Source organism: Klebsiella sp. CN_Kp075 (genome assembly GCF_040065055.2).
In the GTDB taxonomy this organism is placed as follows: Bacteria; Pseudomonadota; Gammaproteobacteria; order Enterobacterales; family Enterobacteriaceae; genus Klebsiella; species Klebsiella aerogenes.
Genome location: NZ_CM198050.1, coordinates 3,096,669 through 3,113,516, shown reverse-complemented (window position 1 = coordinate 3,113,516; position 16,848 = coordinate 3,096,669). Strand labels below are relative to the sequence as shown.

Sequence of the window (16,848 nt, the reverse complement as noted above, 5' to 3'; positions counted from 1 at the left end):
GTCATGAGCACAATTGAAATGACTAAAGCGCCGCAGGCCGCGCAGCAAAGCGGTCTGCTGCTGGATGTGAAGGATCTTCGGGTGACGTTTAAAACGCCGGATGGCGATGTCACCGCGGTTAACGATCTGAATTTTAACCTGCGGGCTGGTGAAACCTTAGGTATCGTCGGTGAGTCAGGTTCCGGTAAATCGCAAACGGCATTCGCTTTAATGGGGCTGCTGGCGGCGAATGGCCATATCGGTGGTTCCGCCACTTTTAACGGTCGTGAAATCCTCAATTTGCCGGAGCGCGATCTGAATAAGCTGCGTGCCGAACAGATTTCGATGATTTTCCAGGATCCGATGACGTCGTTGAACCCTTATATGCGGGTCGGCGAGCAGCTGATGGAAGTGCTGATGCTGCATAAAGGGCTGAGCAAAGCCGCGGCTTTTGAAGAGTCGGTACGGATGCTCGATGCGGTGAAGATGCCGGAAGCGCGTAAGCGCATGAAGATGTTCCCGCACGAGTTCTCCGGCGGGATGCGCCAGCGCGTGATGATCGCCATGGCGCTGTTATGTCGGCCAAAACTGCTGATTGCCGATGAACCGACCACCGCGTTGGACGTCACCGTGCAGGCACAGATCATGACCCTGCTTAACGAGCTGAAGCGCGAGTTTAACACCGCGATTATTATGATTACCCACGACCTCGGCGTGGTGGCGGGGATCTGCGATAAGGTACTGGTGATGTATGCCGGGCGTACCATGGAATACGGTCAGGCGCGCGATGTGTTCTACCAACCGTCGCACCCGTACTCGATCGGTTTGCTCAATGCGGTACCGCGTCTCGATGGCGAAGGCGATTCCTTGCTGACGATTCCCGGCAACCCGCCGAACCTGCTGCGTCTGCCGAAAGGATGTCCGTTCCAGCCGCGCTGTCCGCATGCTATGGAAATCTGTAATAGCGCTCCGCCTCTGGAGTCGTTTGCGCCAGGTCGCCTGCGCGCCTGCTTTAAACCGGTAGGGGATCTGCTATGAACGCCGTGATCGAACAAAGAAAAGTGTTGCTCGAAATTGCTGACCTGAAAGTACATTTTGATATTAAAGATGGTAAGCAATGGTTCTGGCAGCCGTCAAAAACGCTCAAAGCGGTGGATGGCGTTACTCTGCGCCTGTATGAAGGCGAAACGCTCGGGGTGGTTGGTGAATCCGGCTGCGGTAAATCGACCTTCGCCCGCGCCATCATCGGCCTGGTGAAAGCTACCGACGGTAAAGTGGCCTGGCTTGGAAAAGATCTGTTAGGCATGAAGCCGGAAGAGTGGCGCGACGTGCGCAGCGATATCCAGATGATCTTCCAGGATCCTTTAGCATCGCTGAATCCGCGTATGACCATTGGCGAAATCATCGCTGAACCGCTGCGGACCTATCACCCGAAGATGCCGCGTCAGGAAGTGCGCGATCGCGTGAAGGCGATGATGATGAAGGTCGGACTGCTGCCGAACCTGATTAACCGCTATCCGCACGAATTCTCCGGCGGCCAGTGTCAGCGCATTGGTATCGCTCGCGCGCTGATCCTTGAGCCTAAGTTGATTATTTGCGATGAGCCGGTATCGGCGCTGGATGTTTCCATCCAGGCGCAGGTGGTGAACTTACTACAACAACTGCAGCGGGAGATGGGGCTGTCGTTGATTTTTATTGCCCATGACCTGGCGGTAGTAAAACATATTTCCGACCGCGTGCTGGTCATGTATTTGGGTCATGCGGTGGAGTTAGGTACCTATGATGAGGTGTACCATAATCCGCTGCATCCTTATACCAAAGCGCTGATGTCGGCCGTACCGGTGCCGGATCCTGATCTTGAGAAGAATAAAACCATCCAACTGCTGGAAGGGGAGTTGCCTTCGCCGATTAATCCGCCTTCGGGTTGCGTGTTCCGCACCCGATGTCCATTGGCCGGGCCCGAATGCGCCAAAACGCGTCCGGTGCTGGAAGGCAGTTTCCGCCATGCGGTTTCCTGCCTGAAGGTAGACCCGTTATAATCACTTGGGCTGACTGATGTCAGCCCTTTTTTATTGTGAGGTTAACGTGGCAGTTTCGCTTTCCGCCGCCCGTTTGCGGCTTTACCATTTACTTTTCGATCAAACTCGTCGCTCCGGCCGCCGTTTTGAAGGGCTTTGCGGTTTATTCGCCCTGTTGAGCGTGGTCATTATTTTTGTTGAGTCCGGGCTCGGTTCGCAGTATCACCTGTCGCTAGATGAATGGCATATTTTTGTCTGGCTGGAGTTGGGGGTCACCGCGGTCTTCACCGCGGAATATATTTTACGCGTTATAAGCTGGCCGAATCCGCTGCGCTATATCTTCAGCTTCTGGGGATTTATCGATCTGGCGACCGTTTTGCCGCTGTATGTGATGTGGCTATGGCCGGAAATGAGCCTCGAGTATGTTTTTGCCTGGCGGGCCATGCGGGTTATCCGCGCGCTGCGTATTCTTAAACTGCTGCGCTTTATGCCGTCGCTGAATATTTTTTGGCGGGCTATCGTCAGCGCCCGTCATCAGCTCATTCTGTTCTACTCGTTTATTGCTATTGTGATGGTGATTTTCGGCTCGCTGATGTATTTAATTGAAGGGCCGCAATACGGGTTTACCACCTTAAATGCTTCGGTCTATTGGGCAATCGTCACCATTACTACCGTGGGATACGGCGACATTACGCCGCATACTCCATTAGGGCGGATACTCGCCTCGGTGTTAATTCTCATCGGTTATTCTATCATCGCCATCCCAACCGGGCTGATAACGACCCATATGACTACGGCGCTGCAAAATCGACGCGCTCGCCGCGTTTGCCCAAACTGTAACAACGCCGAGCATGATAAAAATGCTCGTTTCTGCCACGCCTGCGGAACAGAATTACCGCAATAACGTATAAAACAAAAAGCCTGCCGATGTTACCGTCGGCAGGCTTTTTTACAGGCGCATTAGCTTAATGCTTATTCACGCCACAGAATGTGGCACAGCTTGTGATCTTTTTCGCGGCACAGCAGAACGCGAGCGAAGATATCGTTGATCTCGCCGCCATCGGTATCGGCCAGGCCAATGACAACTTCGGCGAAGAAATCTGGATTGAGGTCGTAATCGACATGCTCCTGCCAGTCTTCCGCCGGGTCAAACAGCTCGGCGCCGCCGCGCTCTTCAAACTGCAGATTGAAAAGAATGATATCCGCCGGGTCGAGGTTATCTGCCGCCAGCTCAAGAAAGATATCGTAGGCCTGTTCGAGCGTTTCGTCTTCGGTCAGGCGATTGTTTAAATCCATATCCATGATTGCTACCCGTTAAGCATCTGATGGGCACGTTTTACAGCAACGGGCTGAAGAAGTAAAACAGTCGCTCTGCGATCCGCTGCCATAGCGGACGTTTGGCCCACAGTTTTGCATCCAGCAGGCGCGATCGGGAGATGTAATCGTCCTGTACCGCCGCCAGGTCTCCGCCGAAGCCCACGTCGTCGATCGCCAGCGTGATCTCGAAATTAAGCCACAGGCTGCGCATATCGAGATTAACGGTACCGACCAGGCTCAATTCGCCATCCACCAGCACGCTTTTGGTATGTAGCAGACCGCCTTCGAATTGGTAAATTTTCACGCCAGCGGCAAGCAGTTCAGTGAAGAAGGCGCGACTGGCCCAGCCTACCAGCAAGGAGTCGTTTTTACGCGGCATGATAATACTCACCTCGACACCGCGTTGGGCGGCGGTACAGATGGCGTGCAGTAAATCATCGCTGGGGACGAAGTAGGGGGTGGTCATGATCAGATGTTCTTTCGCCGCATAGGCTGCGGTTAACAACGCCTGATGAATCAAATCTTCCGGGAAGCCGGGACCAGAAGCAATGGTATGGATGGTATGTCCATTGGCTTCCTCAAACGGCATGATGTTGACGTCCGGCGGCGGCGGCAAAATTCGCTTGCCGGTCTCAATTTCCCAGTCGCAGGAGTAGACGATACCCATCGCCGTCGCCACCGGACCTTCCATTCGCGCCATCAGATCGACCCATTGGCCGACGCCGGAATCCTGTTTGAAGTAGCGCGGGTCAACCATATTCATGCTACCGGTGTAGGCAATATAGTTGTCAATCATCACCATTTTACGGTGCTGACGCAGATCCATACGGCGTAAAAATACACGCATTAGATTCACTTTTAGCGCTTCGACCACCTCGATACCGGCGTTACGCATCATTGCCGCCCACGGGCTGCGGAAAAAGGCGACGCTACCGGCCGAATCGAGCATCAGCCGGCAATGCACGCCGCGTCGTGCGGCTGCCATCAGCGATTCCGCCACCTGGTCGGCCATCCCGCCGGGCTGCCAGATGTAGAACACCATTTCGATGTTATGCCGCGCCAGCTGGATGTCTCGAATCAGCGCCTGCATGACATCATCAGATTCGGTCAGCAGCTGTAGCTGGTTACCTTTTACGCCAGCGATTCCCTGGCGACGTTCGCACAGTTTGAACAGTGATTCGGCAACCGGGCTATTTTCTTCAGCAAAAATATGTTTGCAGCTTTTCAGGTCCGTTAGCCATTTGGCGGTGGAGGGCCACATGGCGCGAGCGCGCTCGGCTCGACGCTTACCAAGATGCAGTTCGCCGAAAGAGAGGTAAGCGATAATTCCCACCAGCGGCAGGATGTAAATAATCAGTAACCATGCCATGGCGGAAGGCACTGCGCGACGTTTCATTAAAATGCGTAATGTAACGCCGGCAATCAGTAGCCAGTAACCAAGAATGACTAGCCAGTTTACGACCGTGTAAAAGGTTGTCATAGATGAAAAATCCTTTTGAATAGCCCGATGCCATGAGTTTACGCATCATCATCCATCTGGCAAATAAAAACGCAGCGAAAGCGATGGTCAGACAGATTCATCGGTTTATAATGAGGGCTGTTTTTCACTCGTAGAGTAGTAGCAATGAAGCGTAGTAGAACGGAAGTAGGGCGCTGGCGCATGCTTAGACAAGTAAGTCGCCGTAAATCGCGCTGGCTGGAAGCCCAATCTCGCCGCAACATGCGGATTCTTTCAATCAGGAAGTGCCTGGTCAAACGGCAGCGTCATGCTTTGCTGTTCACCTTCTCTGAATTCTGAGAGTTAAAACGAAAGGCACCGCTTGCGGTGCCTCTGTGTTTTAAGTGGGTGATTAAAATACTTTTTTGTAAGGTTTCACCGAGACGTGCTGATAGACGCCTGCGGCGATATAGGGGTCATCGTTGGCCCAGGATTGCGCCGCTTCCAGCGATTCAAATTCTGCGATAACCGTTGAGCCGCTAAATCCTGCCGCGCCAGGTTCATTGCTATCTACCGCGGGCATCGGGCCTGCGGTCAGTAAACGGCCTTCATCATGTAATAGTTGTAGGCGCGCCAGATGGGCAGGGCGCACCGCCTGGCGTTTTTCCAGAGAATCGGCGATATCTTCTGCGTAGATGACGTAAAGCACGGCAAGGCTCCTTAATCAAAAAATAGGCAAATCACGTGACGTGAAAGCGTTATGAGCAGCAATGTAAGATGCGCACGCCTTTAGCATGCCACGGCACGCCGGTTTTTTTCCACAAAACGAGGCAAAATTTGATGCAGGATAACACGTCTTATTGAATATGATTGCTATTTGCATTTAAAATCAGGGCATCATTTTTCAACAGAAACGACTATGAGCGCAATGACCCTTGAATATAGGCTATTCGGGTTTTGAAAGTATCTGGTTTTCATTCACATTACAAGCACTAAGCCCGCTCTATCAGGTGAGCCAATGCCAGCAATCTCACGCGCTGCTCTGATAATCCGCCCAATTTGTAATGTCCCGCAAGTTCATAACCTACTCTGTCCAGCTTCTGTAGCATTGGGACAGGAATATTCAGGGCGAGATTTTGAGTTAACGGAATTGCATCCCCTTGAGACTTCAGAGGATTACACGGATAAAGCGTCATTCAAACCTCCTGAGCATCTCCCCGATTGCCAGTGTTAAACGTTGGTCTTCTGATACCACACCTTGACCAATCTGTTCAGAAAGCTTTTCCAGCTTTGTGATAAGCGATGGATGCAGCGTCATCAAAAGATTACAACTTACTTTCTGACCATATTCATTAAAGAGTTGATTCATTTACAGCCCTCCCATCGACTGAGCAACTTCAGCCGCTTCTGAGGCTGCTGTTATGGCTTTGTTTCGTTTTGTCTGTGCTTCGAGAATTCGTACAGTTGCATCACGCTGCAAGCGGGTGACCTTTGAAGAAGCTGCTTTCAGAATCCCGTCACAGAACGCTTTATGCTGGTTGCTCATGGCGCTGGTGGCCTTAACGTAATCAGCGGGATTGATAGCTATAGCTTCACAGAAAGGCTGTACAGCGTCGATGGCAGTCACTGTATGACGTTGCATTAACTGAGCCTGTAAAGTGGCAATCTGAGCCTTGTAAGCGGCTTCAGTGACTTTGTTAGTCATTACCCACCTCACCAGCGACAATCACAGATAGATACGATTCAAGCGGTTTAATTCCCGATAACGCTTCTTCAGCCTGTTTCACCAATACGTTGTGAGCATGGATGGCCTTATTTACCTTTTTTGATTTCTCAGTGATTCCTGCATCAACAAATTTCTCAGCGGCTTTCTTACATGCCTTTTCAATCTCAGCAAGCGGGTTATGTTTTGGTGACTGCTGTAAGGGTACAAACTTGATAAATCCAGCTCCCATTTCATACACAATATAACCCTCATTCATCATTTTCTGAATAATGGTCTGTACCATCGCCGGGTGTGTAACCTGTCGGATTCTGAATCCATAATCTTCGACTGGCTGAGACATTAGTTGCTTAGTCTTGATAGCAATAAGAGTATCTTTATTCAGGCTGTCTGCGTTGTAAATATCCTTTGCATCTTCGATATTTTCCAGTGCGGCTTTAATTTTGGGGATGAAATGTGATTCGATTTCAATTCGTTTCTGTGTAGGACTATTCATTATTAACGCTCTCGTGAAATTCAGATACAAAAATACACCACACAGGCCGTCTTTTACGTAACCCGTGTAGTGTCATCTGGAATGTGTAAGGGGGTTGGCTAACCTGTCCCCGAGGAAGGGATGCCACAGGAAAGCCATTAATTTGTTAGGAAATCAATCCAATATACAAATGTTAACATGTTGTTAAATTCTGTCAAGGGGTTTCAGTTTCTGACAGATAGCCTTAATGATTTTGTACCGTCTGGTTTTAGTCATCATACGAGGCGGGGTGTAATCAGAGGGAGGTGTAATTCCTGTTAATTCGGAAAGGCTCTTATATTGCATGTAGAACCGATGTGTCTTTTCAGCTACAACGATAAAGTATTTCTTTTTCATTCATATTAATAACCCTTAAACAGGAAAGGTCACCCCCCATAATAAAACCTGAGAAAGTGACCTTCCAGCTATTCTCATCTATCTAAGACCCTGTTGACCGATTTTGATAAATGAGTATTACTGTATTATTATCATACGGAACTGTGTTTTTGTCCAGTGGTATTTTGTTATTACAGAAATTGATGAATGGTTATTATTGGCGGGATGGCGTGATGGCGGAAATGCATATTTAGCACTTTTTGTTAAGAAAAATTGATGAAAATATGATATAAATAGAGTTATCTGTTAAGTTAACTGATTGAGTCTTTTTGTTTCACTTCAATAAACATGGCTAACGCAAAAAGCCATGAAAATTTGATTGATTCACTTACAAAGAATATCAATAACACTTAACAGAAAGTTAAATTCCCGAATCACCAATCAAGGAAATTATCCTTTCAACTTTCGCATGGCTTCGCGTTGTCATGCTTCTTGCTTTCGCCTTGTAATCTATTCAGATAGCCTATCAGAATCCCTCAGCGAGTGCTAAACCAGCTCAGATTGCAATTGCATCAAACCATCATCTTTGATAGAATAATCAGTCTATTAGGAGATGAATGTGAAACATCGGAAACGATGTGGTAATTCTGCTGTAACGGCTCATTTAGTTGAGTTTGTAACAGATTCCAGTAAGCCCACCCGATTAGCAAATCATCAAATAACAGACCGATGAACGGTGAAGGATTCACACCCCAAATGTGACCAACCTACAGCTATCACTTATTATCGGTTCCAATCGCTGCCTACACCCTGAAACAGCAGCACATAACGCTTACACAGCAAGGGTTTTTCTTTCACTGGTGATTTCTGCTAGTGGGGTTGATTAACTTTTGAACATGGACAAACAGTGTTATGAGCGTTCTACCTTTCGATTTACCTGATAAGGCTATTCAGCCAACTAATCAATTCATCTTTCTGACTGGTACAGAAGACTTCACCACCCGTAAAACTGCTGCTGCAAAGATTGCCAGAGCACGCGGTCAGCGTTTCTTTGTTCACATGTGCAAGAGACATGGTGCCAGTGAACATTATTCAAGTTGCATGGCTTGTGTTGAATGCCAGAAACAATGGTACAGGGATAACGGTAAGCATAAGCCGGATCCAGACATCAAACCTTTTAGCTCTGCCTATACAATTGCAGCGGTATTTTTCAAAGGTATTAGGCTGTGAGTAGATGATACATCCCTCCCTGTGAAAACAAAGAGGGAGGGCAAGATTACTTAATCACAACTTTAACTTCTTTTTCCTGCCAGCTTGATTTGTTAAATGACTGACCGTAAATGAGTTTTAGTGTGCTTTCCCCTTTCTTTTCACCAATGAAGTGAAGCACTTCTTCACCACCGCACCCTACGGCACCTTTCGGACAGTCTTTTGACTGCTCATATCCTCCAGAAACGAAAATCAATCCGTCAGGAAGGTCTTTAATCATCCAGCCGTAACCCGTAGTCGGATTGGACTCAAGGGATAGTTTGACATCTTTACCGACTTCACCTGTTACAGTAGTGGTTTCATTTGCAGCATTGGCTGTTATAGCAGCAGACATCATAACTCCGAAAACAACAGCTTTAACTTTGTTCATGTTACTCTTCCTTTTCACATATAAATCGACCAAAAAACCAGTGATACAACAATATCTGTTTTGCCATCTGCATGAATGAATCATGGCAGACTATGAATCCATCTCGAATGGCATTAATCTTATTTTTCCCAAAATTGGGTAAGGTCGTTTGATAGTCCAATATTCATACACTATGGAACATATCTATGAGGGTCTGGAAGATTTGATGAGCAGATGAATACCTGCTTAGAAGGCGAACCTGAGAAAGTAGCGGTTAACAAGCAATTCCTCAACATATATCTAATGAAATCAATCAGAAAGCCCCACGCAAGCAGGGCGTGAGTCTTCACCAGTTAAATTAAGCTAATTCTTTGAGGCTCTTACTGACCTTTGCCACAGTTGCCCGCGAACAAGCCACTGTTTCCATTACGTCACTGTAAGACATACCAGCCTGTAACAGCTTGGCTATTCTCTCATTGCGCTGTGTGTCCTCTGGACGGCCTTTGTACTTACCGTCTGATTTAGCCTTTACAATACCCTGAGCCTGTCTTCTCTTACGGTCTGTGTAATCCTTTCTGGCAATAGCGGCGAGCATGTCCAGCATCATCCCGTTCAACGCCTCAAGCATCCTGCTGGTGAACTCATCTCCTGACTGAATAAGCTGGTGGCTTGTTGGCAGGTCTAAGGCAACCACTCTCACACCTTTCTCATTAATCAGTGACCGTAACTTGTTCCAGTCTTCACCGCTCAAACGTGACAGGCGGTCTACCTGCTCGACTAAGAGAACATCTCCCTTCTGTGCAATCTCAAGTAATCTGAACAACTCAGGACGCTTTAGAGATGCACCTGATTCATTCTCTGCGAAGTAGCTTGAAATAGTCATACCGTTGGCTGTAGCGAATTCATCCAACTGACCTTTGGCGCGTGTTGCGTCTTGCTGAGTGGTGGAAGCTCTGAGGTAAGCGTAGACACGTGAAGTCATGATAGTTAGCCGTAGCAGTCTGTTTAAGATGGTTCAATTATATCAGTCTGTTTTGCATGGTTCAATAAATCATTTTTGAGGTGAACTGGTTCAGTAAATCGGTGCCTCTTGAGGTATACCTAAAGTGAACCAGACCATGATGGGAAGTCAGAGAAGGGGTTAACAGAGAGGCGATGAAAATCAACGCCCCCGATGAGTTAGCCTTTTTGTGCGTTAGCTGCTGCAACCCTCACAGCACAAATAAAATCACCCATACCAGCGCCAACACTGTTTCCATCGGCTACGTAGTCGCCCTGAAAATCTAATCTCCCATCCATACCGAAGAAACTCAGCTTTCCGAAGCCATTGTCACAATCCGCATTTTTGATGCTGACTTTGTAGTATTTGATTGTCTTATCGCTTTTGTTATCGAACATCATAAGGATAGATGACTCGCCTTTGATGTTTTTGAAAGTACCTTTTTTAGCTGAATATTCAGTGGTGTCATTAGATGCAACGGAAATCCAGTTGCTCGAATTATCAGCAAAAGCAACGTGTGAAACAAAAAGAGCAGACAAGCCCAGTAATGTGATTTTCTTAACCATTAACCCCATTCCACTTATAAGAATTTTCTTGATTTTAGCCATGCTTTCAGCAACGTTCAATGATGCATCATATGAGCTGCTATTTATCAGGGGTTAGATAGTCTGATTCCCTCTGTACCCCGTGGTGAAACAGTAAAACGCCCTCAACCGTTGGTATCACTGGGCTGATGGTGAAAATTCAGATGTCTTGATACACTGATAAACCCTGTTAATAAAGTGATTGCTTATGCATTTTTCGCAGTATTGTCAGGGTTTTGGCGTTTATTTATGCACATTTCAAAAATGAAAACGTAAAGCCGTCAGGTCATAGCGTAAAATCTCTTGCTAAGAACGTTTTGTAACCTGCTTACCAGACTTCCTGAACTCTTCATCAGATGTAATGACGCTGAACATGTCGATGTCTGTAGGTGACGGGGATGATACAACTTGCTTCATTAAATCCTGTGATAACACAGGAGATAAGTCTCTTGATTTTCCAATTACAGTACCGTTTCGAAGCGTGATTATTATCATTTCACGTTGCAGCTCGATGGATTGTACGAATTTTGACAGTATGAGTTGTGCTTCTACTCTTCCTGCTTTGGTCGTCAAGTCAATCTCCGACAGGTGATGCAACGGCTTATCACTCAATGTTTCACGCTGATTGAGTTCGTCTAATTCACTTTGCAAGTTACTGCGTTGAATGTTCAGTTCTTTGACCTGTTCTTTAAGCTCTGTAACATCATCCAGTTCGAGAAGCAGGGTGGTTGCCTTTTTTAACTTGCTGGTTACCAACGAAATTTGATACTCAATCTCAGCTTTTCGTTTGTCAGTGTTGTTACCATCATCCCTCTCAAGGAAGCCAACGATGTTATCAAGCATCCATTTATCAAAGGGTTTACGTTTAATGGTAGGAACATTGCAACGTCCATCAGGGACATTGTTACAACGGTAAACACCTTGATAGGTTGCCTTGACACCTGTGGGATGTACTGAGGCACCGCATTGACAGCGAATGATTCCCTTAAATAGGTTGATAGTAATTGGATTGTCACTGGCTGGCGCTCTGCCAACACGATTTTTTGACAGAATCTCCTGAGCCTTATTAAAGGTGGCAACATCAATCGCTGGTTCATAGTAGTTGGGGATAGCGGGGCGGTCATTACGCTTGGATGCTGCCAGTGTTCCAACGGTTGACTCAGAGCGTAAGATAGTACGGACAGAGTGAACACTAAAGCCATTCGCTTTTTCACGTCGAGAGAATGACTTAATGTTGTTTGCCTGAAGGTAACGAGCAATGTTGTGAAGAGATTCACCAGAAAGGAGCAAATCGAAAATTGTCACAACGGTTGATGAGTGCTCGTTAAGTTTACGAGTATCAGGGTCTATCCAGCCTGGGACATTTTTAGTCAGTTGCTGTTTGCCTTCTAATGCAAGCTGTGCTCTATGCTCCCATGCAGCACTTACCTTGATTGATTTCTCTTTTGATTGCTGATGTGCGATGTGTGCGGCAATCTTCAATTGAATAGATGTATCAAGGTCATCAATATTGGTGCTGGTGTAGATTTTGCCTGATTCGAGACAAATCACATCAACACCTTTACCCGTAATGAGGTCTACAAGGTTTTCGGTATTACGTGCTTTCTGTCGGTTAAGACGGGTTTCTGATTCGACAAGTAAGACAGTTTGCCCTGACAGGTACTTACCATCCTGTATGTTTTGAAGCATTCGTCCAAAATCGCCTTTCAGATGGTGACCGTGATATGCCGATGCACCTTCATCTGAGAATTCATCGACAACTTTTGCATCAGGGTTATCTTTCAGCCATCTCTCAAATAGACCTTTCTGGCGGCGTATTGAGTCACCACGTTCTTGTGGCTTACTGCTGAAACGAAGGTATGTAATTACTTGACGCATAGTGATAGACTCGACGTAAATGATTATCAATTAGCAAAGAACCTTGAAAAACTATGGCTTATGCTACCTCGCCGAATAGCTCAAATACAATGACCCTTGATTTACCTCGCCGCTTTCCGTGGCCAACGCTGCTGTCCGTGGCTATCCACGGTGCCGTTGTGGCGGGGTTGCTTTATACCTCGGTACATCAGGTTATTGAAAAGCCTTCGCCTTCACAGCCAATCGAAATAACGATGGTGGCGCCGGCGGATTTAGAGCCTCCACAGGCGGCGCAGCCGGTCGTTGAACCCGTTGTTGAACCGGAGCCGGAACCTGAAGTGGTGCCTGAGCCGCCAAAAGAGGCGCCAGTGGTAATCCACAAACCGGAGCCGAAGCCCAAACCTAAGCCGAAACCAAAGCCTAAGCCAGAGAAAAAGGTCGAGCCGAAACGTGAGGTGAAACCCGCTGAGCCGCGTCCGGTCTCGCCGTTTGAGAATAACAATACGGCGCCTGCGCGTACCGCCCCGAGTACGACGGCGGCAACGGCAAAACCGATGACCACCGCGCCGAGCGGTCCTAAGGCGTTGAAACGCGGCGATCCTTCTTACCCGCAACGTGCGCAGGCGCTACGTATTGAAGGTGACGTGAGCGTGAAATTTGATGTTACTGCCGATGGTCGCGTGGAGAACATCCAGATAGTCTCTGCTAAGCCGGCCAATATGTTTGAGCGTGATGTCAAAACAGCGATGCGTAAATGGCGCTACGAGCCTGGCAGACCGGGTACTGGCCTGACGATGAACATCCAATTCCGCTTAAATGGCGTGAAAATGGATTAATCCTGCTGATGAAAAAGGCCCCTTTGAGGGCCTTTTTTTACGCTTCTTGCAGGGCTTCATCGAGCGCTTTTTGCGCGGTAACCAGGTGTTGGCCGCCGAACAGAATCGCCCGATTAAGTAAGGTATATAGCTGGTAAATCGGTTGTCGTTCAAGGAAGCCAGCAGGCAGCGGCGAGACCGACTGGTAACCGTCATAAATCTGCGGCGGCTGTTCCGGATGAAGTGGCAGCATAGCCAAATCGCATTCGCGATCGCCCCAATAACACGCCGGATCGAAAATATACGGGCCATTGGGCCCCAGCGCGCAGTTCCCTGACCACAAGTCGCCATGTAATAAAGAAGGCTGCGGCTGATGGTTGCTGAGCCGCCGCTGTACGGTGTCGACAATGCTGTCGATATCGCCGAAGTGCAGCCCTTTTTCCGCCGCTAGCTCCAGCTGCCAGCCAATGCGTTGTTCAGCGAAAAACGTTGACCAGCGGCGCTGCCAGGCATTCGGCTGCGGGGTCGTCGACAGATCGTTGTCAAAATCAAGGCCAAACTGCGGCTGATCGCTCCACTGATGTAAATGGGCAATTTGCTGACCGAGCAGAAACGCGTTATGTGCATCCAGCGGGCGCGGCGGTAAATATTCCATCACCAGAAAGCTGTAATCCCGATCGCTGCCGACGGCGAAGACCTGCGGAACGCTAACGGTTTTACAGCGCGAGAGCAGCTCCAGCTGATCGGCCTCCGCGGTAAAAATGGGGAGCAGCTCGCGTTCATCGCATTTGACGAAATAATCTTTCCCGCCAAAACGTAAATGCCAGGCGGCATGGATTTCTCCGCCGGGTAGCTCGTTGCGCAGTTCGATTTCAGCGCCGTCAGTGTGCTGCTCGCTTAACAAATTGCTAATAGCTTGCCACATGCTGTCTCTCCCCATGTTTTCCACCATATCATAAGGTTAGCGTATAACCTGGCCGTAAAGTACGAGCTAACGCACAACTGGCGCCTTCAGCGGTGGCGATCGCACTTATTGAGCTTTTAACCATTCGCTAAATGTGGTGATGGCGATCTCTGCCGGTCTGCCTAAGGCCGTTTCCGCAAGACCTGCGCTTAAAGCCCGGACGTCGTCGGCGCTCTGCGCGCTCAGCAGGCCAAATGTGTTGGTGCCTAATTCATGAGTTTTGCCATCATCATCGTTGAGCGTCAGGACAAAACCTGCGCGGATGAAATGATTGCTGAGCTCATTTATCTCGGTCAGCGCCTGTTCCTGAAATTTAACGGTGATCACGTGCGCGGTAATATCGTTGCTCATTTTTCACTCTGTTGTTATGCATGGAATTTCTAGCATAGACCATGATGGAGAATTGACCCCCTTCACCGGAGCGAAGGGGGGCGAGGCTAGCGGCCACACAGGTAATCGTAGATTTTCTGCGTATTGGCTAAGGAACAGAGACGGGTGCCGTGGTTAATCGTGGCGGCGCTACCGGCGGCGACGCCAAAGCGGACCATATCTTCCAGCGAGGCGTGCTCGGCGAGACGCAAAGTCATCGCGCCGACCATACTGTCGCCGGCGCCGACGGTGCTTTGGCTTTTCATCGGCGGCGGCACCACCTGTACGCTACCGTTGGAATCAACACCCAGCGCCCCCTGCGGGCCCAGCGAAACCACTACCCGGCGTACTTTTCCGGAGCGGATGAGCTCCAGCGCGGCATTGCGCACATCGTCCGGCTGGCTGAGGTCGCGCTGTACCAGCGCGCTGAGTTCTTTCTGGTTAGGTTTGACCAGTTCGATATTGCCAACGTCCAGCGCGGCGGCCAGCGCATCGCCAGAGCTGTCGATGATGCAACGCAGCCCGTGTTGCTGGGCATTTTTTACCAGTTGAGTCAGATGCCCGACGCTGATACCGGGCGGCAGACTGCCGCTGATAACCAGCAGAGAACCGGGCTCAATCGCCAGCACTTTCTCTTCCAGGCGGCGGAATTCATCTTCGGTTAGCGCCGCGCCGGGCATGACAAAGCGATATTGTTCGCCGCTGGCATCGACATGCACATGTAAGTTTTGCCGCGTCCAGTCGCGGGTTTCTACTGTTTCGACCGGGACCTGCTCGTCAGCCATCAGGGCTGAAAGATGCTCGCCGGTGGCGCCCCCAACCGGAAAAATCGCCGTCGCTTTACCGCCCAGAAAAGTAATCGCCCGGGCGACGTTGATGCCGCCGCCGCCGGGTTCGAAAACCGGAGCGCTACAGCGTAATTTGCCTTCGGGGTAAATTTGCGGCGTCAGCGTTGCGCTGTCGAGTGATGGGGCTAGCGTGAGCGTATAAATTTTGGTCATCCTGTTCCTCCTTAATACGAATAAAGCTGCTTTTTTAAGCATGGCACCGAAATGGAGTGAGGGGAAGCGGGGCGGGCGGCGGATTTACAAAGATGTCTGTGTTTTTATCTTTATGAAATAAAGATTGTTTTGGGAACCGTCTTATTCAAAAAACGAAATAGCAACTGATTGCTAAGTTATTCGTGCTTTTTTATAATCAAGCGCCTTTCTTAAGACTCGCATTCAGCGCGCCTCGCGAAAGTTTCCGGGACCTGTCGGGTCTCCTTAAATGTTGTACGGACTCTAAATTCAATGAAGGGATCTCTGGTCCATTCATCATTTGTACTGTCCTGAAGATATGTATTTTAGAGAGTTATAATGAAGCTTTTGAAGACAGTACCCGCAGCGGCATTGCTGGCGGGGGGGCTTTTTGCGTCTGTAAACGCACTGGCCGATGATTCCGTTTTTACCGTCATGGATGACCCTTCCACTGCTAAGAAACCTTTCGAAGGTGCTGTGAATGCGGGTTATCTCGCTCAGTCCGGCAACACGAAAAGCTCCTCAATGACCGCTGACTCAACGCTGACCTGGTACGGCGATACCACGGCCTGGTCACTGTGGGGCAACGCGAGCAACACGTCCTCTAACGATCAACGCTCTTCGGAAAAATATGCCGTTGGCGGTCGTAGTCGTTATAACCTGACCGATATGAACTACGTATTTGGTCAGGCCAGTTGGCTGACCGACCGCTACAACGGTTATCAACAGCGCGACGTCCTGACCGCCGGTTATGGTCGCCAGATCCTCAACGGCCCGGTTCACAGCCTGCGTTTTGAATTTGGTCCGGGCGTGCGTTATGACGAATATACCGATGGCGATAACGAAACTCAGCCGCTGGGTTACGCGTCCGGAACCTGGGCGTGGCAGATGACCGACAACGCTAAATTTACGCAAGGTGTTTCGGTATTCGGGGCTGAAGACACGACGCTGAATTCGGAAAGTGCATTAAACGTGGCCATCAACGCCCACTTTGCGCTACGCGTCGCCTATAACCTGACGTGGAACTCGCAGCCGCCGGCCTCGGCGCCTGAGCATACCGACCGCCGCACCACCTTGTCGCTCGGTTATAAAATGTAATTTTTCAGGCCGGGCAGCCGGCCTGATTCCTGTTGTTTCCTGCCGGGTATGAATACTCACTATAACGGATGATTTTTTCATTCGTTTTTTAGCGGTGGGGGGATTTATTTATGTATGCAGGTAATTTATCGATTAATTAACCGCGTGGTATGAGCGGGAATTGCTGCGATTAATTGTCAGCGCCCCTTGCTATTTAAAA

21 protein-coding genes are annotated in these 16,848 nt (G+C 49.1%); 7 read left to right on the top strand and 14 right to left on the bottom strand.

All coding sequences use genetic code 11. The annotated features are described in order from the left end of the window. The first annotated feature begins 3 nt into the window (after positions 1-3). From ABLV78_RS14950 to ABLV78_RS14940, 3 genes are read left to right on the top strand one after another with little or no spacing between them, the layout of a single operon-like run. A complete protein-coding gene (locus ABLV78_RS14950; RefSeq protein WP_047046733.1) occupies positions 4-1,017 on the top strand; it encodes an ABC transporter ATP-binding protein in 1,014 nt (337 codons plus the stop codon). Further along, on the top strand, positions 1,014-2,018 hold the full coding sequence (gene oppF, locus ABLV78_RS14945; RefSeq protein WP_015367066.1) for a murein tripeptide/oligopeptide ABC transporter ATP-binding protein OppF: 1,005 nt from the start codon (positions 1,014-1,016) through the stop codon (positions 2,016-2,018). Before ABLV78_RS14950 ends, oppF begins: the two co-directional genes overlap by 4 nt. Before the next feature lie 16 nt (positions 2,019-2,034). Next, entirely contained in the window at positions 2,035-2,901 is an 867-nt protein-coding gene (locus tag ABLV78_RS14940) for an ion transporter (RefSeq protein WP_045368707.1), read from the top strand. Between the two features lie 68 nt (positions 2,902-2,969). Here ABLV78_RS14940 and ABLV78_RS14935 read toward each other — a convergent pair whose 3' ends face one another. Next, positions 2,970-3,299, bottom strand: a complete 330-nt coding sequence (locus tag ABLV78_RS14935) for an HI1450 family dsDNA-mimic protein (RefSeq protein ID WP_015367064.1) — start codon at positions 3,297-3,299, stop codon at positions 2,970-2,972. Positions 3,300-3,333: 34 nt separating this feature from the next. Further along, positions 3,334-4,794 carry a cardiolipin synthase gene (gene cls / locus ABLV78_RS14930; RefSeq protein WP_045397543.1) on the bottom strand — a complete coding sequence of 487 codons (1,461 nt, stop codon included), beginning with the start codon at positions 4,792-4,794 and terminating at the stop codon, positions 3,334-3,336. 144 nt (positions 4,795-4,938) lie between these two features. Here cls and ABLV78_RS14925 point away from each other — a divergent pair, with 144 nt between their 5' ends. Continuing rightward, positions 4,939-5,112 carry a YciY family protein gene (locus tag ABLV78_RS14925; protein ID WP_086538044.1) on the top strand — a complete coding sequence of 58 codons (174 nt, stop codon included), beginning with the start codon at positions 4,939-4,941 and terminating at the stop codon, positions 5,110-5,112. 52 nt (positions 5,113-5,164) lie between these two features. On the opposite strand, the gene ABLV78_RS14920 is transcribed toward ABLV78_RS14925, so the two are convergent. From ABLV78_RS14920 to ABLV78_RS14900, 5 genes are all read right to left on the bottom strand, one after another. After that, entirely contained in the window at positions 5,165-5,461 is a 297-nt protein-coding gene (locus ABLV78_RS14920; protein WP_015367051.1) for a YciI family protein, read from the bottom strand. Positions 5,462-5,744: 283 nt separating this feature from the next. Further along, positions 5,745-5,948, bottom strand: coding sequence for a hypothetical protein (locus tag ABLV78_RS14915; RefSeq protein WP_012967824.1), 204 nt, complete (start codon positions 5,946-5,948; stop codon positions 5,745-5,747). Beyond that, entirely contained in the window at positions 5,945-6,121 is a 177-nt protein-coding gene (locus ABLV78_RS14910) for a hypothetical protein (protein ID WP_008804422.1), read from the bottom strand. Before ABLV78_RS14910 ends, ABLV78_RS14915 begins: the two co-directional genes overlap by 4 nt. Further along, positions 6,122-6,457: a hypothetical protein gene (locus ABLV78_RS14905; protein WP_040206111.1), complete on the bottom strand. Its 336-nt coding sequence runs from the start codon at positions 6,455-6,457 to the stop codon at positions 6,122-6,124. It lies immediately after the preceding gene. After that, positions 6,450-6,971, bottom strand: coding sequence for a hypothetical protein (locus tag ABLV78_RS14900; protein ID WP_040206109.1), 522 nt, complete (start codon positions 6,969-6,971; stop codon positions 6,450-6,452). Before ABLV78_RS14900 ends, ABLV78_RS14905 begins: the two co-directional genes overlap by 8 nt. A 1,266-nt stretch (positions 6,972-8,237) precedes the next feature. On the opposite strand from ABLV78_RS14900, the gene ABLV78_RS14895 reads away from it, so the two are divergent. Further along, positions 8,238-8,555 carry a hypothetical protein gene (locus tag ABLV78_RS14895; protein ID WP_012542749.1) on the top strand — a complete coding sequence of 106 codons (318 nt, stop codon included), beginning with the start codon at positions 8,238-8,240 and terminating at the stop codon, positions 8,553-8,555. Positions 8,556-8,601: 46 nt separating this feature from the next. Here the strand turns inward: ABLV78_RS14895 and ABLV78_RS14890 are convergent, their stop codons facing one another. The 4 genes from ABLV78_RS14890 to ABLV78_RS14875 form a co-directional block, all read right to left on the bottom strand. Further along, entirely contained in the window at positions 8,602-8,964 is a 363-nt protein-coding gene (locus ABLV78_RS14890) for a protease inhibitor I42 family protein (RefSeq protein ID WP_012967828.1), read from the bottom strand. 337 nt (positions 8,965-9,301) lie between these two features. Continuing rightward, positions 9,302-9,925 carry a recombinase family protein gene (locus tag ABLV78_RS14885; protein ID WP_004898927.1) on the bottom strand — a complete coding sequence of 208 codons (624 nt, stop codon included), beginning with the start codon at positions 9,923-9,925 and terminating at the stop codon, positions 9,302-9,304. A gap of 197 nt (positions 9,926-10,122) precedes the next feature. Continuing rightward, entirely contained in the window at positions 10,123-10,551 is a 429-nt protein-coding gene (locus tag ABLV78_RS14880; protein ID WP_225373792.1) for a hypothetical protein, read from the bottom strand. Positions 10,552-10,833: 282 nt separating this feature from the next. Then, positions 10,834-12,405 (bottom strand): recombinase family protein, encoded by a 1,572-nt coding sequence (locus ABLV78_RS14875; protein WP_033128584.1) that lies wholly within the window; start codon positions 12,403-12,405, stop codon positions 10,834-10,836. 89 nt (positions 12,406-12,494) lie between these two features. Here ABLV78_RS14875 and tonB point away from each other — a divergent pair, with 89 nt between their 5' ends. After that, the gene (tonB, locus tag ABLV78_RS14870; RefSeq protein ID WP_348865258.1) at positions 12,495-13,220 is read left to right on the top strand and encodes a TonB system transport protein TonB; all 726 of its coding nucleotides are present in this window, start codon (positions 12,495-12,497) and stop codon (positions 13,218-13,220) included. Positions 13,221-13,257: 37 nt separating this feature from the next. Here the strand turns inward: tonB and ABLV78_RS14865 are convergent, their stop codons facing one another. The 3 genes from ABLV78_RS14865 to pfkB all read right to left on the bottom strand — a co-directional run bounded on the left by ABLV78_RS14865 (position 13,258) and on the right by pfkB (position 15,533). Beyond that, complete coding sequence (locus ABLV78_RS14865; RefSeq protein WP_047046724.1) at positions 13,258-14,124, bottom strand: fructosamine kinase family protein; 867 nt, start codon at positions 14,122-14,124, stop codon at positions 13,258-13,260. Between the two features lie 105 nt (positions 14,125-14,229). Next, on the bottom strand, positions 14,230-14,514 hold the full coding sequence (gene ghoS / locus ABLV78_RS14860) for a type V toxin-antitoxin system endoribonuclease antitoxin GhoS (protein WP_047046721.1): 285 nt from the start codon (positions 14,512-14,514) through the stop codon (positions 14,230-14,232). A gap of 86 nt (positions 14,515-14,600) precedes the next feature. Then, positions 14,601-15,533: a 6-phosphofructokinase II gene (pfkB, locus tag ABLV78_RS14855; protein ID WP_045397531.1), complete on the bottom strand. Its 933-nt coding sequence runs from the start codon at positions 15,531-15,533 to the stop codon at positions 14,601-14,603. Positions 15,534-15,890: 357 nt separating this feature from the next. Here pfkB and ABLV78_RS14850 point away from each other — a divergent pair, with 357 nt between their 5' ends. Then, positions 15,891-16,649 carry a DUF481 domain-containing protein gene (locus ABLV78_RS14850; RefSeq protein ID WP_015705111.1) on the top strand — a complete coding sequence of 253 codons (759 nt, stop codon included), beginning with the start codon at positions 15,891-15,893 and terminating at the stop codon, positions 16,647-16,649. The last annotated feature ends 199 nt before the right edge of the window (positions 16,650-16,848 follow it).